General features: G+C 51.9%; 10 protein-coding genes and 2 pseudogenes. 9 read left to right on the forward strand and 3 right to left on the reverse strand.

All coding sequences use genetic code 11. The annotated features are described in order from the left end of the window. Nucleotides 1–2 precede the first annotated feature (2 nt). From CEK71_RS08215 to CEK71_RS23905, 7 genes and pseudogenes are all read left to right on the forward strand, one after another. Entirely contained in the window at nt 3–845 is an 843-nt protein-coding gene (locus tag CEK71_RS08215) for a PhnD/SsuA/transferrin family substrate-binding protein (RefSeq protein WP_088618939.1), read from the forward strand. 5 nt (nt 846–850) lie between these two features. Then, nucleotides 851–1,822 (forward strand): ABC transporter substrate-binding protein, encoded by a 972-nt coding sequence (locus tag CEK71_RS08220; RefSeq protein WP_088621548.1) that lies wholly within the window; start codon nt 851–853, stop codon nt 1,820–1,822. Beyond that, a complete protein-coding gene (locus CEK71_RS08225; RefSeq protein ID WP_088618940.1) occupies nt 1,823–4,330 on the forward strand; it encodes an ATP-binding protein in 2,508 nt (835 codons plus the stop codon). Further along, on the forward strand, nt 4,320–5,861 hold the full coding sequence (locus CEK71_RS08230) for a PP2C family protein-serine/threonine phosphatase (protein WP_088618941.1): 1,542 nt from the start codon (nt 4,320–4,322) through the stop codon (nt 5,859–5,861). Before CEK71_RS08225 ends, CEK71_RS08230 begins: the two co-directional genes overlap by 11 nt. An 88-nt stretch (nt 5,862–5,949) precedes the next feature. Further along, on the forward strand, nt 5,950–6,423 hold the full coding sequence (locus CEK71_RS08235) for an ATP-binding protein (protein WP_088618942.1): 474 nt from the start codon (nt 5,950–5,952) through the stop codon (nt 6,421–6,423). A gap of 155 nt (nt 6,424–6,578) precedes the next feature. Next, nucleotides 6,579–7,446 (forward strand): annotated as a pseudogene (locus tag CEK71_RS22475) (IS1595 family transposase); the annotation flags it as partial. Between the two features lie 372 nt (nt 7,447–7,818). Continuing rightward, a pseudogene (locus tag CEK71_RS23905) lies at nt 7,819–7,938 on the forward strand (IS701 family transposase); the annotation flags it as partial. Between the two features lie 2 nt (nt 7,939–7,940). On the opposite strand, the gene CEK71_RS08250 reads toward CEK71_RS23905, so the two are convergent. After that, nucleotides 7,941–9,275 (reverse strand): Ig domain-containing protein, encoded by a 1,335-nt coding sequence (locus CEK71_RS08250; protein WP_088618945.1) that lies wholly within the window; start codon nt 9,273–9,275, stop codon nt 7,941–7,943. A gap of 571 nt (nt 9,276–9,846) precedes the next feature. On the opposite strand from CEK71_RS08250, the gene CEK71_RS08255 reads away from it, so the two are divergent. Continuing rightward, entirely contained in the window at nt 9,847–11,352 is a 1,506-nt protein-coding gene (locus CEK71_RS08255; RefSeq protein ID WP_088618946.1) for a DUF1800 domain-containing protein, read from the forward strand. Nucleotides 11,353–11,388: 36 nt separating this feature from the next. Then, nucleotides 11,389–12,582 carry a DUF1501 domain-containing protein gene (locus CEK71_RS08260; protein WP_088618947.1) on the forward strand — a complete coding sequence of 398 codons (1,194 nt, stop codon included), beginning with the start codon at nt 11,389–11,391 and terminating at the stop codon, nt 12,580–12,582. Nucleotides 12,583–12,748: 166 nt separating this feature from the next. Here CEK71_RS08260 and CEK71_RS08265 read toward each other — a convergent pair whose 3' ends face one another. Next, nucleotides 12,749–13,090 carry a DUF2782 domain-containing protein gene (locus tag CEK71_RS08265; RefSeq protein WP_088618948.1) on the reverse strand — a complete coding sequence of 114 codons (342 nt, stop codon included), beginning with the start codon at nt 13,088–13,090 and terminating at the stop codon, nt 12,749–12,751. 270 nt (nt 13,091–13,360) lie between these two features. After that, nucleotides 13,361–13,873, reverse strand: a complete 513-nt coding sequence (locus tag CEK71_RS08270) for a hypothetical protein (protein ID WP_088618949.1) — start codon at nt 13,871–13,873, stop codon at nt 13,361–13,363. Nucleotides 13,874–13,992: the final 119 nt, after the last annotated feature.

The raw sequence follows: 13,992 nt of genomic DNA on the forward strand, positions 1-13,992 counted from the left end.
CCATGATGATTAAGCATCCAACTATTTTTCGGCAGTGGCGGGCCTGGATTTCGGTCGTTTTATGGGCATTGCTGTCTATCCCCATAGCCCCCGCCGGTACGCCCGAAACGGTGTTTTTTTATAACCCGGAAAGCAGTGTCGACAATTTTGCCGCCTTAAAAGCCGAATTTGACGATTACTTGTCCAAGCAGGGAGCTTACAGTTTTCAACCGTTTAGCGAACGTAATACCTTTGAAGTCATGTTGGCAGGCAAGCCCCAGGGGGTCTATCTGTTATCCAGTTGGCATTATCTACAGCTCAATGCCAAAACTCCCTTAGAAGCTAAGCTGGTCGGCACAGCGAAAGGCGAACCGCAACAGCGGAAAATCTTAACCGCCAAAGATATCGATAATATCCCGGCCTTAGCGGGGGCGACTATCGCCGGAGCGGGCAGCGAAGATTATCTGCGTAGCCAATTACAGCAAATGCTTGGTGCCAGTTATGCGGCACTGATGCCCAAAATAAAACTGCTCAGCGTCCCTAAAGATATTGATGCGCTGATGGCGGTCAGTTTCGGCATGGCCAGTGCGGCCCTCTCTTCGGAAAACAGCCTGAATAAACTGGCGCTGATCAACCCGAAACAACATGCTCAACTGAAAACCTTGGCTAGTGGCGAAAAAAGCTTTTTGTTGATTGCTGCCGTCGCCAAACCATCGCAAAGTGATGCACAGCCGCTACTGAAGATCATTGAAACCATGCAGCAACAACCCGATGGCGAAAAAAACCTCAAAATGTTGGGTCTGGACGGATGGAAACGGATTGATGCCTTGGACACCTCGCTTGTCAAACAATTGCGCTTACCCTAATGCCTATGTCATATCCTAGCCTTTTGCAAACCCTGTCCACCCCGCTCCTTAAGTCGGTCGCTCCCTTATTGTTTGGGGTTTTATGCGGGCTGTTAGCGGACACCGTCCAGGCCCAAAGCCCGGCGAAAATATTAATTGTCAATTCTGATGCCACCGTCAATAAATACCGGCAAGTAAAAGAGGCGTTCACCCTGCAAATCGGGACTTATGCCGGGCGTATCATTAATTTTGACGTACAGCAATCGGGTCATCCTGAATTATTGGAAAAATTGATTAAAGACGAAAGCCCTGACCTTATCTACAGCATCGGCTCACAAGCCTATCAGCTTGCCAGCCAATTTGGCGGCAGTAAGCCCGTGCTGTTCTCTTCGGTCATCAATTGGCAACGTTTTGAGCGGCGCGACAACAGCTACGGTATTGCCAATGAGTTATCGTTGACTCAAGAGCTGTCGCTGCTCCGCTTCCTTTTACCCGGTTTACCGCGTATCGGAGTCATTTATGACCCCCACTTCAGTGCCGAACGCATCAACGAAGCGCGGGCGCAAGCCAAGGAACTTGGCTTGGTGCTAGTCGAACAAACCGTGGACGACGAGCATCCGTTGGCACAGCATTTGGATAGCCTGTTGGATAAAATTGACATTTTATGGCTGATTGCCGACCCAGGTGTGTTGGCCGACCGGGTTACGGTCGAAACTATCTTCAGCTATAGCAGCCGCCATAAAAAACCAGTTTACACCTACAGCGATGCCTTTATGAACTATGGTGCAAGCTTGGTAGTGGCAGCGGACACCCCAACAATGGGACGCCAAGCCGCCAATATGGCACAAGCCATATTGTTGCGCGAACCGCTGAAAGAAACCGTGCAGTCTCCTGCTGGTTCGCACATTACCCTTAATGCCTGTCAACTCGGTAAGCTGGACACCCGTTACAATGCCGATGCCTTGGATGCGGTTAACCAATTGCTCGAATGCCATTAAATGATAAAGTTCAGGCGTACCGCGACGATAAAAAAATCGGCTAAACCGCAGCCTGAATCTAAACTATCGCGCCACAATAAAACGGAACGCACGGCGGCGACCCGCCGTCGTGCCCGCAACAGCATCCGCTGGCAATTGCTGACCACTATGATCGGGCTGATAATCGGGCTGGTAGTCACGTTGACTGTCATTGAGCTGGTGCTGCAAAAACAGTCATTGGAAAATGAGCTGTCTAAACGGGTTGACCTGATGAAGGCCAATTTGCTGGAGCGTGGTTCCACCATGTCAAATTTGATGCTCACCCAAGTTGAAAATGATGTCGCCGCCTTCAATTTTTCCCATATCACCGAAAATTTGCACAACACCATCAAGGAATCGCCGTTACTGGCCTACGGGATATTGACAAACAACGATGGTGTGGCCTTTGTCCATAGCAGCCACCCCGAACTGCAACAGGAAACCTTAACGGACGAAGCCAGCCGTTACGCCTTGACGCAACAGCATCTGGCGCATGTCGAGTACCCTGCCCTCAATGTCACTGAATTTATCTTACCGATACATTTCGGCAACAAACCCTGGGGGGTCTTACGCCTAGGCTTTACTATGCAGGAGTTGAATAAGGAAATCGCCCGCTCCCAAGCGGATATTGCCACCAAAACCCGCGACCTGATTATCTCCACGGCTCTGATTGCTTTGGTGTTTGTCTTGATAGGCTCGGCTGTCGTGCTAGTCATTTCCACCACTTTATCCAAACCGCTCATGCGTTTGACCGAATCGGTCAAAGAACTTGCGCGGGGCAATTTTGAATTGGCGACCGAATTATTGGACGAAAATGCGCAGGGACAAAAAGTGCGTTTCAAAGCCCAAGGCGAAATAGGCCAATTAGCTTATTCTTTTATCGAAATGGCGAATGAAATCCGTCGGTCACAAGATAAATTGGCGGACTATAACCGCACCCTAGAAGCCAAAGTCAAAGAGCGTACTCAAGAACTGGAACGGGCTAACGAAAAACTACAAGAGTTGGATCAAATGAAGACCAACTTTCTGTCCACGGTTTCCCATGAGTTGCGTACGCCCTTAACGTCGGTCATGGGGTTCGCACGTATTCTCCAGAAGAAATTTGAAAGTACCTTGTTTCCGCCCTTATCGCAAAGTGAAGACAAAAAAGTCCAAAAAGCCATGCGCCAAGTGATGGAGAACGCGCAAATCATCGTTGATGAAGGCGAACGGCTGACGACGCTGATTAATGATGTGCTAGATTTGGCTAAAATGGAGGCGGGTCGGGTCGATTGGAATATGCGCGAACTTTCTGTTGAAGAGGTTATTGACCGTGCGATTGCTGCCACTTCGGCACTGGTCGCCAACAAACCAGTACAGCTTTGCAAGGCTATCGGTGAGGCATTGCCGCTGTGTGAGGGTGACCGCGACCGCCTGATCCAAGTGGTCATCAACCTGATATCGAATGCCGTCAAATTTACCGACCGGGGCAAAGTGATTTGTCGGGCGCAGCTTAAGGACGGCGAGTTAGTGGTCAGCGTCACCGACAGCGGCTGCGGCATCAAACCGGAAGACCAGCCGCTGGTATTTGAAAAGTTTAAACAAGTTGGCGACACCCTGACTGACAAGCCCAAGGGCACAGGCTTAGGCTTGCCTATCTGTAAGGAGATTATCGAACATCATGGCGGACATTTATGGCTGGAAAGCGAACTGGATGTGGGCAGCACGTTCTTGTTTTCATTGCCGTTACCGCAACAATACGACCCCGATGCCACCCTAATGACCCAAGACGGCGAAGCCATCAGCTTAGTTTGGCAGAGTAACCGCCAAGCGTTGGTGGCGGCACTGCAAGCCGGGCTTAAAGTTACCGCCGACCCTTTGCAAAGCCCAAGCTACAGTATTTTAATTATTGATGATGATGTTAATATCCGTGAATTTTTGCAGCAAGAATTAAGTGCCGAAAACTATGCCGTCCGCGAAGCCAGCAGCGGCAGTGAAGGCTTGGCGATTATTGCCGGGCAACAGCCCGATTTGATTTTGCTGGATGTCAAAATGCCGCATTTGAACGGTTTTGCTGTCGCGGCGCGGCTGCACAGCAACCCTGCTACCCTGCATATCCCGATTATTTTACATACCGTTGCCGAAGACAAATTTTTGGCGGAACAATTGGGGATCGATTACTATTTGACCAAACCCGCTAAAGAGATGGACTTATTGGCTACCGTGCGGCAAGTCTTGGCGACCGTGCCGCCACGCAAAAAAATCTTGCTGTTTTCTGGCGGTGATGCCCAACAGGACAGTTGGGCCGTCGGTTTGGAAAGCTACGGCTATCAAGTCCGTATCGCCGCGACGGTCGAAGAAGGTGTGGCTTTGGCAGTAAGCCTACAACCACACCTAGTGGTCGCCGACGCAACACTGGCTACCGAACACCAGCTTATCAAACGTCTGCGGGTCGAATTGGGGCTGGACAGAACCTTTTTCACCCTTTTGGACAGCCCGGATGAACCCTGAAATCAAACTGAAACGCCTTTGCCAGAAAGGCCATGCCGCCAAACTGATCCAGCACTTTCTGGCCGACCGGAAACAACCATTAACGATACTTGACCTGAACGGCGACTGCTTACTGGGCGACAGTAACACGGGCGAGCGCCATGCCATTACTGTTGAAGGTAATCCTTTGGGCTGGGTGTGCGGTTCGTCTGAGGATGCGGCGCTATTGGCGGCTTTTGTCAGCTATATGGCGCAAAAAGAGTTGGAAAGCAAGCTGCTCGCTCAAGAAACACTCAGTAAATACAAAGAATTGACGTTGTTATATGAGCTGGGTGAAAAAATCGCCGCCTGTTTGGACATTGACGAACTCGCCCATTTAACGCTGGCCGAAGCGCGGCGGTTTCTGCCTGACGGTCAGGACATCCATCTGGGCATACTACTGGAAGGGACGGAAGCAGGGCAATTGACGGTCTGTGCGGGACAAGGCGAATTATTCCCGACTGGAGCAAAATTATTGGGTATCGACGGTATCACCCAGCAAGTTTTGGCTTCAGGCAATACCGAAATTGTCAACGAAGTTTGGCAAGACCCGCGTTACCAAGCCTGTGCCGGGGTCTTAAGCGATATTAGCGCCATGTTATGCGCCCCACTGAAAACCCGTGACAAAACCTTTGGTGTCCTTAGTGTCATCAGCCGCGAGGCGGTTTCTTTTAGTGCCGCTGAAGCTAAGGTACTGAACTTATTGGCTACCCAGGTCGCCCTGGCGATCGCCAGGGTACACCTGATCCACGAGCGGGTCGCCCAAGAACGCTTGCAAGAATCGCTCAAACTCTCCCATAGTATCCAAATGGGCATGTTATCGACAGCCTTCCCGCGTTTTAGCGATGGCCAGCCGATTGACTTGTTTGCCTTTATGGAGCCGGCCCGCGAAGTCAGTGGCGACTTTTATGATTTTTTCCATCTGGATAATAAAACCTTACTGTTAGTGATTGGCGACGTGTCCGATAAGGGTGTGCCGGCCGCTCTGTTTATGGTCATGGTCAAAACCCTGATCCGCGCCATCGCCAAACAATATACCCAGCCCCACCAAATTTTGGCGGCACTCAATCCCGAATTATGCCGCGATAACGAAGCGTCAATGTTTGTCACCCTGTTTTTGGCCACTCTGGATCTGGATACTTATAGCCTGAACTATAGTTTTGGCGGCCATAACCCGCCGCTGCATTTGTCGCGCTATGGCATTGTTACCATGCTGACGGGTGATTCGGGTACGGCCTTGGGCATTATCGACGGCATCAGCTTTAGTAGCCAAACTCTTCAGCTTAGCTTAGGCGATAGCCTCTTGCTGTATACCGACGGCATTAGCGAAGCGATGGACAAAGATTACAACGCTTATGGCGAAATACGCCTGTGCGGCCTTTTGACCGGGCTGGCCTATAGTAATGCCCAGGAACTCATCGGCACCATCATGACCGATGTCCTTGCCTTTACTGCCGGAGCCGAGCAATCTGACGATATTACCCTGATGGCACTGCAAATAGGCCGGCCTTAAACCATCCGGGTACGTTTGGCGGTGACTGTTACAAGCATCCATAAAACAAGGCTATTTAATCCGCTTTTATTCTGAATGGGCAGAACGCATGAACACAAATATGGCACACAAATATACCGATATACCCGCCCCTAACGGGTATTTTGCCAAACAATTGCCTAATAATATTGACTCACTAGCGCTGTTGACGGAAGCCTTGGAAATATTTGCCGAACAAGAGGGTTGGAATGATGCCACAGTTATGCAAATTAATTTGGTGCTGGAAGAATTATTGGTCAACGTCATTGACAATGGCTATGCCGACGGACGGTACGGTACGATAGACATCCAAATCCACAGCGATGCGCAGACCATCACCATTTGCATTAGCGATGATGGCGATGCCTTCGACCCTTTTGTCATGGCGGATCCGGATCTTTCTTTAGCTGTTGAAGATCGTCCTATTGGCGGCTTGGGAATCTATCTGGTACGCAGCTATATGGACGGTTACGCATATTGTTATAGCCAACAACACAACCAGGTGACCCTAACCAAGCATTTGCCGTTATCGACTGCACCATAATATGTACCAATACTTTTCCGGACACAAGGTTAAGCAGCTTTCACTGCAATTCGTAGTCTACGGGTGACAAATAGCCGTCCTGATTAGCAAGCTGCTTCAGCCAAACCCAGTATTACGCGAAAGGACGGCGTATACTAAAGGCCATATCATTTAAGGAGGCCGAACTTGAGCAAGCCCGCTGGCCTGAGGGTTTTGTCTGCCCCTGTTGTGGTGAAACCGGCCATAGCGTGCTTAACCACAAAACTTTCCAGTGCAAAGCCTGCCGCCGCCAAACGGCACTGACCGCCGGGACGCTCTTCCAAAGCACCCGCCTACCGCTGACGGTTTGGTTTCTGGCGATCTATTTCACCCGTGCCTGTGCGGGTATCAGCCAAGCTAAGACCGGGCTGTCCGCATTGGCTTTAAAGCGGCTGATTGGCGTCAGCTATCCCACGGCTTGGCAAGCTGATGGCGGCGATGTCCAAGCGTGACGCGGACTACACACCTTCAGCGGCAAGGTCGACATTGATGATGCTTATCTTGGCGGCGGCAAGCGAGCCGGGGTCTGAAAACAAAGTGCCTTTTGTGGCCGCACTGTCGCTTGACGGCGACGAGCATCCTTTATACATCAAGTTGTCCCTCATTCCGGGCTTCACCTGCGAGGCAATTTCCGACTGGGCGAAAATCAACTTGGAACCCGGCAGCACCGCCTTATCTGACGGGCTGGCCTGCTTCGCGGCGGTGACCCGGACGGATTGCCGACACGGGGCGATCATTGTCGGCGGGCGAAAACCTAAAGACATGCTTGAATTCCTATGGCTCAATACTATACTCGGCAACCTCAAGACCAGCCTTGGCGGCGCTTATCATGCGTTTGGGTTCGCAAAATAGGCATCGCGTTATCTGAGGGCGTTTGCCTATCGTTTCAACCGTCGGTTCCAACTCGACAAACTTCCCATACGCCTGCTCGTTGCCGCCACCGCCGTTGGGCCTTGTTCAGAGGTTTGGTTCCGCTCGGCTAAAGCATCTTGCCAATCAGGATAAATTTTGGGCGACTTTATGAAAAACTTGATGATCGAGTTATAGTTATCCGGCGGGGATGTTACGGTAGGGATGATCGTGGTTTTTTTGCTAATGTTGTTGTTTATGAGGTTGGCGGTGCTGACATTAAAGTTAATATATTTATATTAAAAACTAAAATGTTATATTATGCAGAATAATGGTCAGGAAAGTCATTCTTCCCGACCATTTTGCTTATTTTAGAAATATCAAATAGATTGCAATTTTTTTAACCAATTATAGGAAATCCCCCGGCTCTGCCGGGGAGACAGCAAAAGTTTGACATTAAGAGGAGTCCATCAGGACACTTGAAATCGTGAACCGCCAAGTACACGATTGAGGAGAATCCTGATGAACTTCAAGCTCGAATGCCTGAAGATAAAACATAAAACCAATCATTTCGCTATGCGGGCCAAGCTGTTCGTCAAGGCCAACCAAATGGCTTATGAAGAGTTGCAAAAACTAAGGGCTGCGTAACATCAGTTAATCACTAAGCTCTTGGCTAAGACAATGCCGGTGGCCTTGTCGCGTAGCCCTTTCCACTCGGCTATCATGCCGACTTTGATTTGTGCGGCATTTAAGGTGTAGCTGGAGGTGCTGTTCCAGATGATTTTTTTAGTGCCGACAAACACATAATGGTCGCCAAACGCGGTGATTTTTTTGCGGCCTTCATCCTTAACGGTATAGTTACCCACTGTGGGGGCTGGTTTGACGGTCATGCTGGTGGCATAACAGCCTGCTACTGGATCTAACGTGCCAGTAAAGTCAACCAGTTCGCCGGTCAAGAATCCGGTGGTGCCGCCCGTAAAGGTGGTGCCTGCCGCTGATGGTGTGTACCAGACATGGTCGGCCAGGTTCAGGCCACCATTCACGACAATAAAGTTGCGTCCTACCGAGGTGATGACGGCATCTTTGTTAGAACAAGTGGCGACGGCGGGGTTAATCACTACCGAGTAAGTATGGCTGGCACTCGCTTGGGTGCTGTCGCTTAGGCCAATATTGACGCTATAAGTGCCGGGGGTGGTGGGTGTGCCGGAGATGCTGCCATTACTGAAAGTCAGGCCGTTGGGCAAGCCGGTTGCTGTCCATACATAAGGCGGTGTACCGTTGGTGACGGTCAGGCTGGTGCTGTACGCCGTTCCGACGGTTCCGGCAGGGAATGTGCCGTTAAAGTTGATGGTGGCGGGCGGCGGGTTGGAGTTGTCTTGGCTGATTTGCCACCATGAACCGTTGGTGTGGGCGGGGTTGATGATGCCGCTGTAGGAATAGCCATAAGGTTGCCCGTTACCCGCTAGCGTACAGTTAGTGCCTGCGGGTGCGTTGGCACAGCTGCTATAAAAGTTAACAATGGTGGCTTGTTCGTAATTGTACGCGCCCGTGACCAAGCCGACCGCGCCGGGAATGTCCGAGCCGGGGATGAAGACTAGCGTGTTCATGGAGTACGCTTGGGTGTCCGTGCCTTGCATGGTCGGCGCTAACCCGGTTAAGGTGCTGATGCCGCCGAAGATGTTCCACGCGTCGATATTGCCGGCGCTGTCGGTATGCACTTGTAGCGATTCGATAGGCGTGTTCAGGCCGGGGACGATGCCGTTAGTGTTCATGACCGTGACATAGCCGCTGACGAAATTGGCCGAGGGTAGGGTGATGTAGCTTTTCGAGGGCGCTAAGGGGGTGGTCGTGGTAAAGCTGATGGACAAATGGTCGCCTGTGCCCGTCAGATTCGGGCCATTATAAGTATAAATGGTATTGCTATAGGCCAATGCTGACATGCACAACAGTACAGGGGCAAGGCAGAGGGTCGTGGTTTTTTTCATGGCAAATCCTCGTGTTATGGAACCGTTGTTAGCGGTAGAGCAGCAACTATGCCAAGGCCTGTGACGCTAGGGAATACGCGGGGTTAAGATAAAGCCCGCCTGTCTTTTCCCGCAAAATTGGTAGGGTTTATGGTGGTGGCATACTTATTTTGCAGGCATGGTTTTGAGGGATAGGGGATGGTGCACTGCTAAAGGTTAAAAAGACGCGGCTGGCCTGTCTTCGGTCAGGCTATCAGCAGAAAGTGTCTGTAAATCAGCAATGGCCTATGGGTAATTTGGCTGGCCTGTTGGGGGTATGATTGGCTTTAAGCCCTGTTCCAACAGGTTTGGCGGCACTTTACCCGTGTTGCGGAGGCGGCAGTTAATGCTTGTCCAGACAAGGCTTGCAACTTGCTTGTCATTTGTTAGGCGCGTGTGCACCTATGATGAGGTGATTTTCTGGGAGTGCGGACATCTTACCCGCAAGTGGCGGATAAGATGCCCGCGCTCCTAAGGGTTTTAGGGGCGGTCGGCCTGCAACTATCTTGGACGGCAAAGGTCATAAAGGCCAGGACACTATTTTGGGGACGTTATGATAAAGCCGTTAACACTAATCGGGTTACTGTGGATTTTGTTCAGTTCGACAGGGCGGGCTGCGCCGTTGTCAGGGGAGGATGTCAAATGGCTTAACCGGGTGACTTACGGTATAGACAATGCGACGGTCACTGCTTATTTGGCGCAGGGCAGGGCGCAGTATTTGAACCGGCAATTGCAAAAATATGTTGATGACCATGTACCCGCCCCAGTGGCTGATCTTATCGCGGCGATGCGCATTTCCCAAGAGCCGCCAAAAATGGCGGCGCTGGCGATGCAGGACGAGAACCGCCGTGTGAATAAACTGCCGATTGAGGAGCGCCAGCCCGCCAAATTACTGCTTAACCAGCAGGTCGGCGGCAAAATGCTGGAGGCCATGCAGCGGCATTTGTTACGCGCGGTGTATTCACCCGCGCAACTGAAAGAGCAGATGGTGTGGTTTTGGTTTAACCATTTTAATGTCGCGAAGGACAAAGCGCCGATGGTGAAAATTCTGCTTGCCGATTATGAAGACCGCGCCTTGCGCCCGAATGCCCTAGGCCGTTTCCGTGATTTGGTCATGGCGACCTTACAGCATCCGGCCATGCTGGTGTATTTGGACAATACCCAAAATGCCGCCAATAAGATTAACGAAAATTATGCGCGGGAGTTGATGGAACTGCACACCCTAGGGGTGGACGGCGGTTATGTGCAACAGGACGTGCAGGCCTTGGCGCATATCTTAACGGGTGTGGGTATGAACTGGAGCGACCATTTCCCGCATTTGAGCGAACAGATGCAGCCTTATTACCGCCATGACGGCGGTTTTGAGTTTAACCCGAACCGCCATGATTTTTCGGACAAGGTGTTTCTGGGCAAGACCATTAAAGGCAACGGTTTCGCCGAGGTGGAGCAGGCCGTGGATATGTTGGTGCGCCACCCTGCCACGGCGCGGTTTATCTGCCACAAGTTGGCGGTCTATTGGGTTGCCGATGCGCCGCCGCCCGATTTGGAAGTGCGGATGGTAAAGGTCTTTAGCGCCACCGACGGCGACATTGCCGCGACCTTGCGGGTGTTGTTCGAGTCGCCGGCATTTACCGCTTCTTTAGGCACCAAGGTGAAAGATCCGATGCACTATGTGGTCTCGGCGTTGCGCTTTGCTTATGAAGACCGCCCCATGAGCTATATGCAGCCTGCCGCCAATTGGCTGAACGATTTGGGCGAGCCGTTGTTCGGCCATGACACGCCGGACGGTTACGGCATGACCGAAAAAGACTGGCTCAGCCCAGGGCAATTGACGCGGCGGTTTGAGATTGCCCAGCGTATCGGCGGTGGCAAAGCCCCGCTGACCGGACAGGGCGTTGACCCGAAAACCTTAACCGCGCCCGTACTGACCAACCGCTTGTATTATCAGGCCTTTGAGCCGTATTGGTCGGCACAAACCAAAGCCGCCTTGGCAAAAGCGACCTCACAACCGGAATGGAACGGGTTTTTCCTGTCTGCACCTGAGTTTATGTATCATTGATGGGCGGGTCACTACCCCCTGAGATTGGAGATTATTATGCACCGTCGGTTATTTCTTAAATCTGTCGCGGCGGCAGCGGGGGCTTTGTCTTGGCGTTCCGGGCTGTATGCCGCACCCGCCACCGATACGCGGTTTTTGCTGGTGTTTTTGCGCGGCGGCTACGATGCCGCCAATATTTTAGTGCCGTACAGCAGCAGCTTTTATTACGAATCCCGCCCCACCTTGGCGATTGCCAAACCCGACCCCGCCGACAGCAAAGCGGTGTTGCCGCTCACCGCCGACTGGGGTCTACATCCGGCCTTAAAAGACAGCCTGTTGCCGCTGTATAACCAAGGCCAAGCCGCGTTTATCCCGTTTGCCGGGACGGATGACCTGACCCGTAGCCATTTTGAAACCCAAGACAGTATCGAATTTGCACCGCCGTTAGGGGGGCATAGCAATTATAGCTCCGGCTTTTTAAACCGCTTGGCGGGGGTGTTGACGGGGGCGCATCCGGTGGCCTTCACTAATGCCTTGCCGATCAGTTGCAAAGGCGATGTGATTATCCCTAACGTATCTTTAAAAGGGGTGGCGAAGAAAAACTTCGCCGACCGTCAGGCGGCGATTTTGGCGGAAATGTACCAGAACCACCCGTTGCAAAAATATGTCCAGGAAGGCATGGAAACCCGTCAGGATGTGGTGCAAAACTTGGCGCAAGAAATGGAAATGGCCAGCCGGGGGGCGATTGCTTCGCAAGGCTTCGCCAGCGAGGCGCAGCGCATGGGCTTGCTGATGCGCGATAAGTTTAATTTGGGCTTTGTCGATGTCGGCGGCTGGGACACGCACTTTAACGAAGGTGGCGCGGAAGGCCAGTTGGCGAATAAAATGGCGAAGCTGGGCGAAGGCTTGAACGTGTTCGCCACCACCCTGGGCGGGGCGTTGTGGCAAAAGACCGTGGTGTTGGTGATTTCTGAATTTGGCCGCACCTTTCGGGAAAATGGCGACAAAGGCACCGACCATGGGCATGGTACGGTGTATTGGCTGTTAGGCGGCGGCATCAAAGGCAAGCAAATCGTCGGCGAACAACTGCGGGTCGAGCAGAAAATGCTCTTGGAAAACCGCGATTATCCGGTGCTCAATGATTATCGGAATATTATGGGCGGGTTGTTCCAGACTCAGTTTGGTTTGTCTGCCGGGCAAGTACAGACGGTGTTTCCTAATGCCAAGCCTGTGCAGTTAGGGTTGTTGTAGGCTAAGGTCTAATTTTTTCAGCCTTTGCGCCGATGGCTTAGGGGAGTGGTGCACCGCCAAACCATCGCCGTTTTTAAAAGCAAGCATACGCTGCTTGGAGGCCTTCGGCAAAAGCTAATCGCTTTCGCGCTCTTGTCTGGTAGGTATTCCCTTTATCTGCCTGCCGTTACCACTCAAACAATTTCCACATATTAACATGGCTGCCCCGGTCTAAGTCGCTGTTGCGGCTGTCGAACAGGCCGTCGCCATTGTTGTCGAGAAAATAGTAGGCAGGACCTATATCGGGGACAATTTTGATCATATATAAGCGGCCACCGCGACGGTATTCTTGGATGATCTTTTTGCCGCTGCGCAGGATGGTGATTTCCGGTTCCATGTTTTCGCCGCTTTCTACCTGTGCGGGCGGTTCGGGTACGTCCGGCACGTTTTCGGGTGTGGGCGGTGGGGTATCTTCCGCCAGCGTGTAGAGCGGGTAAACGGTCAGGAACAGTAGAATAAGACGGCGCATAAGGTAAGCCTCCAGCAGGGTTAATCAGGCTTATCTTAGTACAGTTTTTAGTTATTTGCTGAACTAAACCCTAATTAACCGCAATGCACTGGGTTAAGCGACGGTTTTTTGGTCGCCCGCTAGTCAGGATGGGCAGAAAATCAGCGTGTTAGGTTGGGTTGCTGGCGATATTTAAGCGTGTGGATAAAATGGCCTCGGCGCGGGTGGTTTCGCTGGAGCGCGGGCATCTTGCCCGCTACTTGCGGGCAAGATGCCCGCGCTCCGGTTTTGTTATAAGCAATCGCCGTATTGCATGATGAGCAGGCGGCAATCGAATAGGGTGTTCGGGTGTTGGCTGCTGAGGTAAATCCGTAAGGCTAAGTCCAGATACAGGGCGATGGTCATTGTCCGTGCCAGTGCACCATACACTTTATAGCGGCTGTGGCGGGTGCACTGCCAGACCGATACAGTCCACCAAATAATCGGCAGGAACAGCATACCCTGCACGGTTTTCCAACTGGCGATGGTGTAGGTGACGGCGGCGATGCGGTAGTCGGCGTAATAGAGTACACCGTTAACGAATAGGAAAAATGGCCAGAACGCCCGCCAGAGGCGCAATTCGCCCAGCCAGGCGGCTTTGAGGAATTGGTACCAGTTTTTGCCGGGTTTTTCTTGCCAAGTGCGTTGCGGTTCGGGCGTATACACATACACCAAGCCGCCGATTGCCGCCAAGAACACGACAGCTTCTATGGCACTGAAGAGGTGGATGTAGGTAAAAATAATCGGTAATGTGGTGATAAACATGGTTTGCCATCCTCCTTGGATTAGTGGGTCTACTAAGGGTGTTTGATTTATTGTCAAGTGAATGGCTTGTTTGGTGTCGGTCTTGGCCGGAGCTGTTCGGTTTGCCGCCGCTTTTAAGC

The sequence above is a fragment of the Methylovulum psychrotolerans genome (assembly GCF_002209385.1).
In the GTDB taxonomy this organism is placed as follows: domain Bacteria; phylum Pseudomonadota; class Gammaproteobacteria; order Methylococcales; family Methylomonadaceae; genus Methylovulum; species Methylovulum psychrotolerans.